Origin of the sequence: Flavobacterium lindanitolerans (genome assembly GCF_002846575.1) — a bacterium.
Classification (GTDB): Bacteria; Bacteroidota; Bacteroidia; order Flavobacteriales; family Flavobacteriaceae; genus Flavobacterium; species Flavobacterium lindanitolerans.
In genome coordinates this window covers 1,667,014-1,680,700 of record NZ_PJND01000007.1, presented here as the reverse complement: position 1 = coordinate 1,680,700, position 13,687 = coordinate 1,667,014, and the positions used below count along the sequence as shown (strand labels likewise).

The window sequence follows — 13,687 nt, the reverse complement described above, 5'->3', positions numbered from 1 at the left end:
CTATGAGAACCAAGTCATTAAAGAAAAACAAAATCAATGTAATTACATTGGGATGTTCCAAAAACGTGTATGACAGCGAAGTGCTGATGGGTCAGCTCCGTGCCAGCGGCAAAGACGTAACCCACGAAGCCCCTGCCCATGAAGAAGGAAATATCATTGTAATCAACACTTGCGGTTTTATTGATAATGCAAAGGAAGAATCTGTAAACATGATCCTTAACTATGTTGACAAAAAAGAGCAAGGCCTTGTTGACAAGGTGTTTGTGACCGGATGTCTTTCAGAACGTTACAAACCGGATTTGATTAAGGAAATACCAAACGTAGACCAATATTTTGGAACTACAGAACTACCGGGCCTTTTAAAAGCCTTAGGTGCCGACTACAGACATGAGTTATTGGGCGAGCGTCTTACAACAACGCCTAAAAATTATGCTTATCTTAAAATTGCCGAAGGATGCGACCGTCCTTGCAGTTTCTGCGCCATTCCATTAATGCGTGGCAAACACGTTTCACAGCCCATTGAAAAATTGGTAAACGAAGCAAAAGGACTGGCCAAAAACGGAGTAAAGGAACTGATACTTATTGCCCAGGATTTGACCTACTATGGTCTTGATTTATACAAAAAGAGAAATCTGGCTGAGCTACTGGAAAATTTAGCTGCAGTTGAAGGCATTGAATGGATTCGTCTGCATTATGCTTTCCCAACAGGTTTCCCTATGGATGTTCTGGAACTGATGAAAAGAGAGCCAAAGATTTGCAACTATCTTGACATCCCGCTTCAGCATATATCCGACAACATTTTAAAATCAATGCGTCGCGGAACAACTCAGGCCAAAACGACAAAACTCATCGAAGATTTCCGTAACACAGTGCCTGGAATGACTATCAGAACGACCCTGATTGTAGGATATCCGGGAGAAACCGAAGAAGACTTCCAAATTTTGAAAAACTGGGTTGAAGAAATGCGATTTGAGAGATTGGGTTGTTTTACGTATTCTCACGAAGAAAACACACATGCCTATCTACTGGAAGACGATGTTCCTGCCGAAGTAAAACAACAGCGTGCGAACGAAATCATGGAACTCCAGTCTCAGATTTCATGGGAATTAAACCAGGAAAAAATCGGACAGGTTTTCCGTTGTATCATTGACCGCAAGGAAGGCAACCATTTTGTTGGAAGAACAGAATTTGACAGCCCGGACGTTGATAACGAGGTTCTGATTGATGCTTCTAAAGCCTACTTAAAAACCGGAGAATTCGTAAATGTAAGAATTACTGATGCTGCCGAATTTGATTTGTATGGTGAAGCTGTTTTATAATTTAAGACAAACCTTTTGAAATAAAAAGCCCTGGCTCCTGCCGGGGCTTCACATTATTATTCGAATTTATTTCAGAAAATAAACCTGATAAGGATAACGTTCGTAAATCACATTATCTTCGTTGATGGTGAAGCCATTTCTATAATCGGTTATGGCTTTTTGCATTAACTTCTCCGCTTCATTATTCCTTCCCAACTTAATCAGACATAAAGCTTTATAATATTCCGCATCGGAAAACTCCCGGTAAGTTCCAATTGAGATATCAAATTGTGCTATGGCCTCCTCATATTTACCCAGCTCATACTTCGCTATACCCATATAAAACACATCCAAAAAATGTGGTTCAACACTACTTGTAGCAAGGTGGGCTTCCCTATCCGCCTCGAGTATCTGTTCCGCCTCTGCAAATCTTCCCAACTGTAAGCAAGAAAGCGCTATATAAAAATCATACGTATGGTCCATGACATAGGAATTGCCGCTAAGCTTCTTGGCGGCTTTAAAATCCTCAATTGCTTCGACATAACGTTTGCCAAAAATACATTTCATAAACGCTCTGTAATCCATATATAATTTGGGGTTCAGCGCAACTGCTTTGTCTAAAAAAGGCATCGCATATTCATATTTACCTTGTTTAAAAAGAGGCATTGCTTTTTGTTGCCAGGCATAGGCAGAGAGCGGATAATCCTTTACTATCTTATCCATTTCTGCCTGATAGTCTTGTGAAAAATGAAATAGCTTTCGGGCTTCATCAATACGTTTCTCTACAATTTCTTCCTCTGTTTGTGCCATGGCAGTAAAACCTACTACAAAAAGCAACGATATAAAAACAGTTTTCATAGGCGAAGTTTGATTGGTTATTTGCACAAATGTATCATTATATATAAGAGACTGAGTTAATGAAAACTACTTCTTTGTTAACAGAACGTTAATGCCAAAATCGCAGTTATAATAAATCTAAAAAACTGAATAACAGACAAATATTTTGTAATTTTAGTACGTCGCTTGAAAAACTTATAGGCCATGACTTCGAATAAATATACAGTGGTTTCGTATATAGAAGGCTTTAGGACTTACGACCACAAAAAAATTCTTTCATGTCTTGCAGAAGATATTGTCTGGGATATGCCCGGATTTTTTCACCTGATTGGAAAAGAAGCTTTTGACAAAGAAATTGAAAAAAACCATTTTATAGAAAATCCTGAAATTGAAATCATCAGTCTCACCGAAGAAAACGATACTGTTGTAGTTGAAGGGAAGATCAAATGTAACTTCAGGTCTGGTGACCTGCTTAATGCGGCATTTTGTGATGTCTTCCAAATGGAAAACGGAAAGATTAAAAAACTGACAAGCTATCAAATGACCCGATAACACAAAAAAGTCCGCAAGTAGTCAACACAGCGGACTTTTAAAAATCAGTAACTATTACAAAGTTATTTCGTATCAGGCTGATATTCCAGAATATCTGCCGGCTGGCAATCTAAGGCTTTACATATAGCTTCCAGTGTACTAAATCGGACAGCTTTGGCTTTCCCTGTTTTTAGGATGGAAAGATTCGACAGTGTTATGTCTACCTTTTCAGAAAGCTCATTGAGCGACATTTTTCGCTTTGCCATCATTACATCTAAGTTTACTATTATCGACATAAGCTATATTGTTAGATCATTTTCAGTTTGGATTTCGATACCTCTTTTAAAAATTTGTGCTATAATCAAAAGAATTATCCCCATAAACAACCACACATCAGAACCGTCAAAGTGCATATCGTCTAAACCAGGCATAAAAACACCTTCCAGAATCAGTCCCTTAGTGTATTTCATTCCCCAGGCAGAAAAAAAACCTATTCCTAAAGCCAGATAAGATATTAGCGAAATGAAACGTCCCATTGCATGGTTGAAAGGTTGTGCCATATCCAACTTATTCTCATACAGAATCTTTACGATCAAATAAAACATCAGTGCTTTCAGTACAGCCACAATAATAATTTGTGACATTATTACCACATAATGATGAGAACCGTATTTGTACAAATCAGACAAATCAATCAGCATCCATAAACGTTTAATTTCTGTAGCATCAAGCGTGAGTGTCATAATAGCATTAACTATAAGAGCACCCGCTTCAAAACATAATCCGAGAAATATGATCCAGGATAAGACATGTAATACCTGAAGGATTAGCTTAGTACCAATTTTAATTTCCATATCGTTTGATTTTTAATGATTACCTGACAAATATATTTATTTTTATTGAAAAACAATAAATTTATAATGAAAAATATAAAATATTTTTTGAACATGGATTAATTTATATTGATAAAGAATATATACTACCCTATACTTCCTAAAAATTCAGACATTTTTTTAATTATTTTTATACTTAGTATTATTTACTATTTTAATATGACTTTTTTCACTATTGAAACAGAAAGGCTCCTTTTAAGAAAAATTGATCCTGAAGCCTACCAATATATTTATGAGTATTTTTCCGAAAAAGAACTCTCTGAATTTTTAGGCATCAATACTCCTGAAAAACTGCAGAAAGAAAAAGAAAAATTCAAAAAGGGAATTACCACATACAACAAGTCAATGCTTTTATTTCAATTACTCGACAAAAAAACAATAAGGTTATTGGCGGATGCGGCTATCATACCTGGTATTGGACCATGCCCGTGCCGAAATTGGATATACATTTACAGATGACAATTTCAAAAGAATGGGTTTAATGAGCGAAGCATTGCAACCTGTTCTTGACTATGGTTTTGATAAAATGCAGCTCCATAGAGTTGAAGCATTTATAAGTCCAACCAACAATGCGTCGATACAACTTGTCAAAAAATTTGGCTTTGTAAAAGAAGGTGTTATGAGACAACATTATCAAAAAGAAGGACAATTTGAAAATTCAGAAATCTATTCGTTGTTAAAAGAAGAACATCAAAAAAGATAATACAAAACTTTATTGGGATTTTCATAACTTTATATAAAAAACCATGGAAATCAACTGGATAACAATAGGAATTGTAGTTTTGATTGGCTTGATTTTAATTGTATTTCTCATTAAGCGAAATTTGAAAGACCAAAAAAAGGTAGAAAAATTTTTCAATGAAGAATACAAGGCAAAACCAGAAGATGAGTCAGAAGTCAATGATAATGACCGTTGAACGGTTTACATCCTGTTAAAATATATCATTTCATTATACTTTGGCTTAAAAAATGAGTAAGTTTGGAACTCAAATTTTTAATTTATGAAAACCGGATTATTTTTTATCGCTATATTTTTCCTAATGCTTTGTCCAGAAACTGCTTCGGCTCAATACTACAATCCATACGGAGGTGGTGTCGACAGGTCTATAGGTTCTGAAGTAAGACAAAACAAACCTAAAAAAAACAGCAATGAAAAAGTAGACATGGGAGAAAACTGGGCTACATATCTTGATAAGGAAATAAAACTGGACGGCTTACAATTTGCTGCCGTAAAAGCAATTATAAACGACAACAAAAACAGCATTGAGGAAATTTCCAAAAGCAATCTGCATGTTCAGGAAAAAAAAGATAAAATGCGTGAAATAATGGACAAGATTGACGTAGAAATTTTAAAATTGTTATCCAAAGACCAGGCAGCCAAATATTTAAAAATGAAAGAAGATAGCGAAAAGAAAGCTATGACCAACTAAAGCACCAGCAAGCCCTGTTCCTTCAATGAATTGATGGACTTACTATACCAAAACAGTTCAAAATCTTCGAACCCCGAGTTTTCATAATCCGTTTTAATCTCCTGATAGGTGTACGTTTTCAGGTTTGAAACCGCGATTTTCTCCAATATAGCTCCCAACCATATTCCCTGTTCTTTTCCCACAGAAATGGCAAAAGCTTCTTTTTTAGTATGAAAATCAAGAGAAGCCATTTCCCATGAATTTCTTTTTTTAGATTTAGTATAGGTTGAAATCACAGGCCTGTTACCTAACCAAATCACTTTTGCCGTTGGTTTGGCGAAACTGTTTTCATCTTCATGTATGGCATTATAGATATAGTCGCCTGGAATTTTGGTTCGGGGTACTTTAAAATCAAACCAGTCCTGAAGCGGAAAATCAAAACAGATACCGTGCATATAGTTGAAGAGCGATTTCTTTAAGCCATAACTAAAGGCATCATGGTCTGTTCCTGTTTTATCAATATGTACAATATCGTTGTTAGCAAAGCTACCCAAAACTTCTGTCTCCTTTAGTACGCCAAATTTTTCAGGATACATTCCCACAGGACTATGAGCCGTCATCGCAAATTGGTGCCAAAAACCGGATTGCAAAACCCCCATTTCAAATAACTGGCGTACCATTTCCAGGGAGTCAATTGTTTCCTGGGCCGTTTGTGTTGGAAAACCATACATCAGATAAGCATGTACCATTATTCCCGCTTCCGTAAAATTTCGTGTCACCCGTGCAACCTGTGCTACAGTAACACCTTTTTGAATTAGCTCCAACAGCCTGTCTGAAGCTACTTCCAAACCGCCTGAAACAGCAATGCAGCCTGAGGCCTTTAACAAAAGGCACAAATCACGGGTAAAACTCTTTTCAAAACGGATATTCGTCCACCAGGTAACCGCCAATTTTCTGCGTAAAATTTCCAATGCAAGAGCCCGCATCAATGCCGGAGGTGCAGCTTCGTCAACAAAATGAAAACCATTCTGCCCTGTTTGCGCAATAAGCTCCTCCATTCTGTCGCAAAGTAACCTGGCCGCCACCGGCTCATATACTTTTATATAATCCAGTGAAATATCACAAAACGTACATTTACCCCAATAGCATCCATGCGCCATAGTAAGCTTATTCCAACGCCCGTCACTCCACATACGGTGCATGGGGTTGACAATTTCAATAACCGAAATATAACTATCTAAGAGCAGGTCTGAATAATCAGGTGTTCCCACTTCCGATTGCTTGTAATCTTTTTTGGAAGAATTATTCTTATAGGCAATTTTTCCGTCAACCAAAAGAAATGTCCTCTTCCATGAATCATATTCAGGATTTTCAATATTCAGAATAAGCTCTTCAATAGGAGCTTCGCCGTCATCGAGAGTGATATAATCGAAAAATTCCATCACCCTGATATCAGACAAAGAGCGTAATTCCGTGTTTGGAAATCCACCACCCATGGCAATCTTGGTATCGGGATACTGTTTTTTGATAAACTGGGCGCTTTTAAAGGCACTGTATAAATTTCCCGGAAAAGGAACTGAAAAGCAGACCAGCTTTGGTTGCAATTCTTTCATTTTCCTATCCAAATTTCCGAGTAATAGTCTATCAATATAAGTAGGCTCCCTATGCAGCATGTCGTAAAGCGCATCAAAAGAATTGGCAGAACGTCCCATTCTCTCTGCATAGCGGCTAAATCCAAAATTTTCATCGACACATTCAACGATAAAATCAGAAATATCTTCAAGGTAGAGAGTCGCCAAATGTTTAGCCTTGTCCTGAGTTCCCATAGTTCCGAAAGCCCAGTCCAATTCTTCAAGCTGTAAAAACCGGGAAGCTTCGGGAAGAAAATCTTCCTGACAAATCAGATGCGACAGGGTTGGGTTTTTGCCTTGCAGGAAAAGCATGACCGAATCGATTGTCTTAATATACTCCTCCCGTAATGCCAGAATCCGTTTTGCATTATCCGATTTATCCGTTGCTTTTTCAGCTTCCGAAAACAGGTCGGTTAATCCTTTTCTGGAAAATAATTCTAATATAACCTCAATGCCCAAATCAGCCTGAAAAGAAGAAATGTTCTTTGTGTTCAAAAAACCTTTAATATAGGCCGTTGCCGGATACGGTGTATTCAGCTGAGTAAAAGGTGGCGTAATTAGAAAAACGGTCGGATTCAAAACAGGTTATATTAAGTCGCAAAAATATTGCTTATTTATGAAAGTGCCTGTATAAAACGAAAAAACTCCCGTTTGGGAGTTTTATAAATTATTCTTTCGTGAAAAATTCATCCAGTGCTTCTTCGCGGATGGCCTGTTCTTCCTTATAGAGGTTTTTCAGGTATTTCTGCATACCAAAAAACATAATTATCAACAGGAACAGTATAGTAGCTAAATAGTATGCAGTACCCATACCTATGGAAATCATTCCGCCTCCCATTCCTTCTGCCATAGAAGTAACAGCATTCAGTTCATCGGAACTTTTGATTATCATTCCAAAAAAGAGCAATACTAAGAACCCAAGAGAAGAAATAACAATATGAAGCAGGCCTTTACGTCTGATTTTGACAAAACTGAAAATCAATCCTGCTATGGCCATAAAAAATGGAATCCCCATCATGACCATCATAACTATTCTGCTACTTTTTTCCTCAGCTGTTTCTTCAGGAAACAAACTCTCCTCTTTTATCGGATCTCCATCCTCATCAACGTCTAGGGAATCCAAATCGGTTTCAGCTGCACTAAACAAGTTTTTTCCTAATTGGTTTTCCATCATTCTAGAAAACTCATTTTTTTTCGTCTTTTCTTTTATATCCGTTCCTACTACATAATCAAAACCTGTAACAGAAACCAATTCTGTTGTGCCACATTTGATTGTTATAAAAGGAAAGAAAAAACAGATTAATATTACCGTGTAACTTGGAATAGGAAGTAAGTCAGAAATGATTTTAAGTGCTCTCATATAAGGTTTAATCTTTTATTTATATTTCCTTCCAAACTTAGCACTTCTTGTTAAATTTAAGAAATTTTTAAGCCGATTTTTTATACGTTTTTAGTATTCGGATAGTTTAACAAATGAAAAAAGATGTGAAAAAATTTTCTCACACAAACACAAAACTAGGGGAATTTATTGGAAACATAAAAACGTCATTCTTAAGCAGGAATATAAAAGGCCGCCCTATTTGGCAGCCTTTTTTAAAATTAATTTGATTTCTTTTTGGCTTTCATTTTTATCAATTCCATCTTACCCTTGATTCTTTTTTCAACATCCCGAATCACAGACTCAGAATCATAATGAATTGAATACAGCTTTGCATTTCTGATTTCTTTCATTGCTTTTTTGAATTTATGCTGTACTTCAAAAAGTATGGCCTTCTTTACAAAAATATCGGCTTTACTTATGCCTTTGATTGTAAGTGCAAAATCAATTAATCGCATCGCTTCTTCATAATCTTCATTTAAGATAAGCGTCTGTATATAATAAGGATAAACCTCAAGTGCATGAATATTAATTGTAAAAGCCTCTTCAAAATAATTTTTAGCGGCTTCATAATTCAGCAATTGCTCCGCCTGGATTCTTCCATAAAGACAAAGCACCATTGTATTTTTAGCATCATAGGAAAAAGCGTAATCCAATGACTCAATGGTTTCTTCGAGTGAATAGGGATAGCTATCTAAAGCCTGAAATACATATTTATCAATTGTTTTCATTTCTTAAATCTGTTTTTAATTTTCTGCGGGTTCCTTTATAGCTTTTCTCAATTTTATTCTTCTTGAAATCGGTTCCGGCAAATACCCTTATCGGGTTTCCGCGTTGTATATTCAGTTGGTTTTCCCATTGTTTGCCTACCTGTTCCTTGAGCTGCTGCAAATTTTCGCTTTCTAGTTTTTTAAATAATCTTTCTGTTGCCAGTTTTTTGTTTTGGTGCTGTGACCGGCTGTCCATCGCAACCGCAGTAATTCCTGTTGGCAAATGTGTCGCCCTGACAGCAGAACTCACCTTGTTCACATGTTGTCCACCGGCTCCTGAACTTCTCATTGCCTGATATTGGATTTCGTTTTCTGAAATCGTCTGGCTTTTTTGGTTTTCGATTTCAAAAATCCCAATAAACCAGTTTTTACGCTTGTGCATCTTCCTGAACTGGCTTTGGCCTATCCATTGGATAGTTCCAACCCAGGAGGCTACAAACATTGACACGTCTTTTCCTTTTACAGAAACTGTAGCGGTTTCAACTGTTCCATTTTCAGAACCTGCCTGGCGTTGCAATAAAACAGCTTCAAGCTGTAGCTCCTGTGCTTCTGCCAACACTTTTTTAAGCACCTGGGCAACTACCCAAGTGCATTCTGCAGGCCCACGGCCCGCTGTTATCTGAATTATCTTTTCCATTTTTTTACTTTTTTATCGGTCCATCCTGACAATTTTTGGAGTGAAAGTTCCCAGTATTTCTACCAACTCGCTTTGGTTTTCCATTACTTTCGTAATGTCTTTGTAAGCCATAGGAGCTTCGTCAATATTGCCACCAATAAGTGTAACTTCATTTGCTTTCAGCACTCTGTTGATTTCGCTTTGTGTGAAAGTACCTTTGCACTTTGCCCTTGAAAACAATCTCCCGGCTCCATGTGAAGCTGAATTTAAGCTTTCAGCATTTCCTTTTCCTCTCACAATATAGCCCGGTACTGTCATTGAACCCGGAATAATCCCCAATTGTCCTTCTGCAGCCGGAGTCGCCCCTTTTCTATGGACAATGCACTCCTTGCCATCTACCATCTCCTTCCATGCAAAATTGTGATGGTTTTCAATGGTTACTACCACTCTTTTTCCGAGTATTTTGGCAATTCTTCTGTGAATATCGTCATGGCAGGCTTTGGCATAATCACCCGCCAGATTCATTGCGAGCCAATATTCCTGTCCGTCATGCGTATTGAGGTCAAGCCAGGCCAAATGCTGTACATTCCTAGGCAACGGGCATTGTTTTGTTGCCAGATAGGTATAATGCTTTGCAATATTGGCTCCTAATCCGCGCGAACCGCTATGAGAAAGAACAGCAAAGTACTCGCCTGCTTCTATTTTCCATTCGCGTAGCGGATTATTAATTTTGACGATTCCAAATTCCACAAAATGGTTGCCTCCTCCTGACGTACCAAGCTGTTTGTAAGCCTTATCCAAAAGACGTTTTAACAGGGGAATGTCCTGAAACTCTTTTCTGTAAAACACTTCATGGTCTGCCTTAATTGCATGTGTCTCATACATCCCGAATTTGGTATGGTCTTTCAATATGGCCTGTAGCTGGTCGTCTTTCCCTTTTAGGAATGATGCCGGAAGGTCAAAAACAGAAAGGCTCATACGGCAACCAATATCGACACCAACTCCGTATGGAATCACAGCATTGTCTGTTGCCAAAACGCCTCCAATTGGCAAACCATATCCCGAATGTGCATCAGGCATTAAGGCTCCTGCTATTGAAATTGGCAGTTTGAGCGAGTCATACAATTGAAACTTGGCCTGTTCATCGATTTCATTTTCTCCAAAAATCGTAAAGGGAGCCCTTGTTGTTTTCAATTGATGCATTCTTACTTGCACGGGATTAACCAGACCTTCAGCCACTTTTCCCCATGTTCCATGTCCGTTGAATTTTTCCGGATGCAGCAAAACCTCTTTCGCTTCTGCCAGAATGGATTCCTTTTTTTCTCTTTTTCTATATCTGTTTATTTGCCCAAGGGCGATATTTATTGAATTATTTTTTGGAAAGCCCAATTTAATCAGGTCTTTTCCAGATAATTTATTTCCCATAAATTTTATTAATTGTAATTATTCTGTGCAGACTTACGTGAATTCCAAATACTATGGAAATGAAACATAAGCATGCCAAATCTTTTATCCTTTCGGGATAAATAATGGAACTATTTTTCGGGAAAATTTTGAAGTGTCTAGAATAAAAAAAGCCCGAATCTAAAATGCTTCGGGCTTTTTTATATATCTAAAAAATAATTTCTAAGATTGAAATAAGCCACGAAGACGCACAGCACCAAATCCTGTTGGTGAGTAGCTTTGAAATGATAATGCCAATACAGTCATTTTTCTTCGTTTTAAAAGTGTTATTAATTTTTCGAGTGCAAATATTTAGAATATTTTTTGAATTATGCAAATTTTTTTAAAGTTTCTGAGGTGCTAAGGTGCTGAGGTGCTAAGGTGCTAAGGTGCTAAGGTGCTAAGGTGCTAAGGTGCTAAGGTGCTAAGGTGCTAAGGTGCTAAGGTGCTAAGGTGCTAAGGTGCTAAGGTGAAATTTCGCAAAGAAAATTTAGATGTACAATGAAAAACTTTATTTTTTATTTTTTGTTTTCAACCAAAACTCCACTCTAACTATTTATCTTTTTCACTTTAACTCCGGCATTTCCCAACTATCCACTACCCTCTATCGACTATCCACTATAGGCTATCGACTATCCACTATCAACTATCTTAAAGCCTTTGTTAAACTACTTATTCATGCAGTAATTTTATTTATTTTTACAAAAAAATTCCAACTATGCCAACCGACTGTATCAGCTATCAAGAATCTGGTTACTTTACTTCCTTAATCAACGATTATTTAAATCAAAAATCAGACCTACAGTCGCTTTATCATCGGTTTCCTTCTTTAGAAAATTTTGAGAAACAACTTCTTGAAAAGGAGAAAAATTTCAATTCGGATATTGTAAAGCGTAAAACTTTAGTTTCTATTTTGGAAAAACAATATTCCGGACTCTCTGTTTCCGACCTGACAAAATGGAACATTCTGGCTTTGGAAAACCCAAAAACATTTACGGTAACGACCGGACACCAGCTCAATCTTTTTACCGGACCATTATATTTTTTGTATAAGATTGTTTCTACTATCAACCTTACCAAACAATTAAAATTAAAATATCCCGAATACAATTTCGTACCGGTTTATTGGATGGCTACCGAAGACCATGACTTTGAAGAAATCAATTATTTCAACCTGCATGGAAAAAAAGTGCGTTGGAATACGGAAAGCGGTGGGCCTGTTGGACGGCTTTCAACTAAAGGACTTGAAGAAGTTTTTGAAGTTTTTTCATTGGAATTGGGCATCGGAAAAAATGCTGAATATTTAAAAAAACTATTCGAAGAATCGTATGTCCGCCACAATAATCTTGCAGATGCAACCCGATTTTTAGCCAATGAATTATTCGGAAAAACCGGATTGGTCATTCTGGATGCCGATTCTAAAGAGCTCAAAAAGCATTTTGCTCCTTATGTTAAAGAAGAACTCTTAAACCAGACAGCTCATAAAAAGGTTCTGGAAACATCTGAAAAGCTAAAAAATTACAACATACAGGTCAATCCGCGTGAAATCAACCTCTTTTATATTGAAGATGATTTTCGTGAACGCATTATTCTGCAAAACGGTTTCTATTATGTGAACAATACCGAATTAAAGTTTACAGAAGCAGAAATCCTGGAATTGCTAAAAAACCATCCTGAAAAATTCAGCCCTAACGTTATCATGCGTCCTTTGTATCAGGAAGTCATTCTTCCTAATCTTTGCTACATAGGAGGAGGCGGTGAATTAGCCTATTGGCTGGAATTGAAATCATACTTTGAAGCAGCAAATGTTACTTTTCCTATACTACTCCTAAGAAACTCTGTTTTATTGGCTACAGAAAAACAAGTCAAAAAAGCCGATAAGCTTAACCTGTCCTGGAAAGACTTATTTTCAAAACAGCAGGAGTTAATGAATTTCAAGGTAAAAACTTTTTCTGAGTTTCCAATTGATTTTACAGCACAAAAAGATTTTTTAAGACAACAGTTTGAGAGCCTTAACAAGATAGCCGAACAAACAGATAAGTCTTTTACAGGCGCGGTTAAAGCACAGGAAGTCAAACAGATTAAAGGTTTGGAAAATCTGGAGAAACGACTGCTAAAAGCTGAAAAGAAAAAACACCAGGAAGAATTGGAACGGATTTCAGATTTGCAAAATGAACTATTTCCAAACCAGAGCTTACAGGAAAGAATTGTAAATTTTTCTGAATTCTATTTAGGTTATGGCGAAGTTCTTTTATATAAATTATTCGAAGAATTGCACCCTCTGGAACAGGAATTCAAAATCGTCATTCTTTAGTTGGGTATCATACAAACCGAATACAAAATTTTCTGTTGCTAATTCTTGCGATTGTTTTTCGTTTTCTGTCAAAAACACTACTTTTGCGCCAAATCTAAACAAAAAATATAATGGCAACGAATAGAACATTCACAATGATTAAGCCAGATGCGGTTGAAAACGGACACATCGGTGGAATTTTGAACATGATTACTGAAGGTGGTTTTAAAATTGTTTCTTTGAAATTGACTCAATTGACTGTAGCTGATGCTCAGCAATTTTATGCAATTCACAGCGCAAGACCTTTCTTTGGAGAATTGGTTGAGTTCATGACAAGAGGTCCGATTGTAGCGGCAATTTTAGAAAAAGAAAATGCTGTTGAAGATTTCAGAACACTTATTGGTGCTACGAATCCTGCAGATGCTGCTGAAGGAACTATCCGTAAGAAATATGCAAAATCAATTGGAGAGAATGCGGTTCACGGTTCTGATAGCGATGAAAACGCTGCTATTGAAGGTGCTTTTCACTTTTCAGGAAGAGAGCAGTTTTAATCAAAATACAATAAAAAAATCCGTTTCAAATTGAAAC

Annotated in this window: 15 protein-coding genes; 7 read left to right on the top strand and 8 right to left on the bottom strand. The window is 36.9% G+C overall.

All coding sequences use genetic code 11. From position 1 onward, the window contains the following. Positions 1-2 precede the first annotated feature (2 nt). Positions 3-1,319 carry a 30S ribosomal protein S12 methylthiotransferase RimO gene (gene rimO / locus B0G92_RS07335; RefSeq protein ID WP_101471618.1) on the top strand — a complete coding sequence of 439 codons (1,317 nt, stop codon included), beginning with the start codon at positions 3-5 and terminating at the stop codon, positions 1,317-1,319. 66 nt (positions 1,320-1,385) lie between these two features. Here the strand turns inward: rimO and B0G92_RS07330 are convergent, their stop codons facing one another. Further along, positions 1,386-2,156 carry a tetratricopeptide repeat protein gene (locus B0G92_RS07330; RefSeq protein ID WP_245867732.1) on the bottom strand — a complete coding sequence of 257 codons (771 nt, stop codon included), beginning with the start codon at positions 2,154-2,156 and terminating at the stop codon, positions 1,386-1,388. 183 nt (positions 2,157-2,339) lie between these two features. Here B0G92_RS07330 and B0G92_RS07325 point away from each other — a divergent pair, with 183 nt between their 5' ends. After that, positions 2,340-2,687 carry a nuclear transport factor 2 family protein gene (locus B0G92_RS07325; RefSeq protein WP_101471617.1) on the top strand — a complete coding sequence of 116 codons (348 nt, stop codon included), beginning with the start codon at positions 2,340-2,342 and terminating at the stop codon, positions 2,685-2,687. Between the two features lie 62 nt (positions 2,688-2,749). On the opposite strand, the gene B0G92_RS07320 is transcribed toward B0G92_RS07325, so the two are convergent. Both B0G92_RS07320 and B0G92_RS07315 read right to left on the bottom strand, forming a co-directional pair. Further along, the gene (locus tag B0G92_RS07320; protein ID WP_101471616.1) at positions 2,750-2,962 is read right to left on the bottom strand and encodes a helix-turn-helix domain-containing protein; all 213 of its coding nucleotides are present in this window, start codon (positions 2,960-2,962) and stop codon (positions 2,750-2,752) included. Positions 2,963-2,965: 3 nt separating this feature from the next. After that, positions 2,966-3,409 (bottom strand): DUF2975 domain-containing protein, encoded by a 444-nt coding sequence (locus B0G92_RS07315; protein WP_245867730.1) that lies wholly within the window; start codon positions 3,407-3,409, stop codon positions 2,966-2,968. A 544-nt stretch (positions 3,410-3,953) separates the two neighbouring features. Between B0G92_RS07315 and B0G92_RS16760 the strand changes: the two genes are divergently transcribed. The 3 genes from B0G92_RS16760 to B0G92_RS07305 all read left to right on the top strand — a co-directional run bounded on the left by B0G92_RS16760 (position 3,954) and on the right by B0G92_RS07305 (position 4,989). Beyond that, positions 3,954-4,262 (top strand): GNAT family N-acetyltransferase, encoded by a 309-nt coding sequence (locus tag B0G92_RS16760; RefSeq protein WP_245867728.1) that lies wholly within the window; start codon positions 3,954-3,956, stop codon positions 4,260-4,262. A 43-nt stretch (positions 4,263-4,305) separates the two neighbouring features. Further along, positions 4,306-4,476, top strand: a complete 171-nt coding sequence (locus B0G92_RS16660; protein WP_180326413.1) for a Z-ring associated ZapG family protein — start codon at positions 4,306-4,308, stop codon at positions 4,474-4,476. A gap of 84 nt (positions 4,477-4,560) precedes the next feature. Further along, positions 4,561-4,989: a hypothetical protein gene (locus B0G92_RS07305; protein WP_056069946.1), complete on the top strand. Its 429-nt coding sequence runs from the start codon at positions 4,561-4,563 to the stop codon at positions 4,987-4,989. Here the strand turns inward: B0G92_RS07305 and B0G92_RS07300 are convergent. The 5 genes from B0G92_RS07300 to B0G92_RS07280 all read right to left on the bottom strand — a co-directional run bounded on the left by B0G92_RS07300 (position 4,986) and on the right by B0G92_RS07280 (position 10,788). Continuing rightward, positions 4,986-7,178, bottom strand: a complete 2,193-nt coding sequence (locus B0G92_RS07300; protein WP_101471614.1) for a B12-binding domain-containing radical SAM protein — start codon at positions 7,176-7,178, stop codon at positions 4,986-4,988. The genes B0G92_RS07305 and B0G92_RS07300 overlap by 4 nt on opposite strands. Before the next feature lie 88 nt (positions 7,179-7,266). Then, positions 7,267-7,959, bottom strand: coding sequence for a hypothetical protein (locus B0G92_RS07295; protein ID WP_101471613.1), 693 nt, complete (start codon positions 7,957-7,959; stop codon positions 7,267-7,269). Positions 7,960-8,198: 239 nt separating this feature from the next. Then, positions 8,199-8,708, bottom strand: coding sequence for a tetratricopeptide repeat protein (locus B0G92_RS07290; RefSeq protein WP_101471612.1), 510 nt, complete (start codon positions 8,706-8,708; stop codon positions 8,199-8,201). After that, positions 8,695-9,384: a peptide chain release factor H gene (gene prfH, locus B0G92_RS07285; RefSeq protein ID WP_101471611.1), complete on the bottom strand. Its 690-nt coding sequence runs from the start codon at positions 9,382-9,384 to the stop codon at positions 8,695-8,697. The genes B0G92_RS07290 and prfH overlap by 14 nt, the downstream gene beginning before the upstream one ends. A 12-nt stretch (positions 9,385-9,396) precedes the next feature. Beyond that, entirely contained in the window at positions 9,397-10,788 is a 1,392-nt protein-coding gene (locus B0G92_RS07280) for an RtcB family protein (RefSeq protein ID WP_101471610.1), read from the bottom strand. 736 nt (positions 10,789-11,524) lie between these two features. Between B0G92_RS07280 and bshC the strand changes: the two genes are divergently transcribed. Together bshC and B0G92_RS07270 are read left to right on the top strand one after the other, a co-directional pair. Beyond that, on the top strand, positions 11,525-13,120 hold the full coding sequence (gene bshC, locus B0G92_RS07275; protein ID WP_101471609.1) for a bacillithiol biosynthesis cysteine-adding enzyme BshC: 1,596 nt from the start codon (positions 11,525-11,527) through the stop codon (positions 13,118-13,120). A gap of 110 nt (positions 13,121-13,230) precedes the next feature. Further along, the gene (locus B0G92_RS07270; RefSeq protein WP_101471608.1) at positions 13,231-13,650 is read left to right on the top strand and encodes a nucleoside-diphosphate kinase; all 420 of its coding nucleotides are present in this window, start codon (positions 13,231-13,233) and stop codon (positions 13,648-13,650) included. Positions 13,651-13,687 lie beyond the last annotated feature (37 nt).

Excerpts from the sequence above, each read along its gene's own strand:
- B0G92_RS16760 (WP_245867728.1), top strand. The coding sequence starts at position 3,954 with ATGCGGCTATCATACCTGGTATTGGACCATGCCCGTGCCGAAATTGGA.
- B0G92_RS07330 (WP_245867732.1), bottom strand. The coding sequence starts at position 2,156 with ATGAAAACTGTTTTTATATCGTTGCTTTTTGTAGTAGGTTTTACTGCC.
- B0G92_RS07270 (WP_101471608.1), top strand. The coding sequence starts at position 13,231 with ATGGCAACGAATAGAACATTCACAATGATTAAGCCAGATGCGGTTGAA.
- B0G92_RS07325 (WP_101471617.1), top strand. The coding sequence starts at position 2,340 with ATGACTTCGAATAAATATACAGTGGTTTCGTATATAGAAGGCTTTAGG.
- B0G92_RS07290 (WP_101471612.1), bottom strand. The coding sequence starts at position 8,708 with ATGAAAACAATTGATAAATATGTATTTCAGGCTTTAGATAGCTATCCC.
- B0G92_RS16660 (WP_180326413.1), top strand. The coding sequence starts at position 4,306 with ATGGAAATCAACTGGATAACAATAGGAATTGTAGTTTTGATTGGCTTG.
- B0G92_RS07315 (WP_245867730.1), bottom strand. The coding sequence starts at position 3,409 with ATGACACTCACGCTTGATGCTACAGAAATTAAACGTTTATGGATGCTG.
- prfH (WP_101471611.1), bottom strand. The coding sequence starts at position 9,384 with ATGGAAAAGATAATTCAGATAACAGCGGGCCGTGGGCCTGCAGAATGC.
- bshC (WP_101471609.1), top strand. The coding sequence starts at position 11,525 with ATGCCAACCGACTGTATCAGCTATCAAGAATCTGGTTACTTTACTTCC.
- B0G92_RS07295 (WP_101471613.1), bottom strand. The coding sequence starts at position 7,959 with ATGAGAGCACTTAAAATCATTTCTGACTTACTTCCTATTCCAAGTTAC.
- B0G92_RS07305 (WP_056069946.1), top strand. The coding sequence starts at position 4,561 with ATGAAAACCGGATTATTTTTTATCGCTATATTTTTCCTAATGCTTTGT.
- rimO (WP_101471618.1), top strand. The coding sequence starts at position 3 with ATGAGAACCAAGTCATTAAAGAAAAACAAAATCAATGTAATTACATTG.
- B0G92_RS07280 (WP_101471610.1), bottom strand. The coding sequence starts at position 10,788 with ATGGGAAATAAATTATCTGGAAAAGACCTGATTAAATTGGGCTTTCCA.
- B0G92_RS07320 (WP_101471616.1), bottom strand. The coding sequence starts at position 2,962 with ATGTCGATAATAGTAAACTTAGATGTAATGATGGCAAAGCGAAAAATG.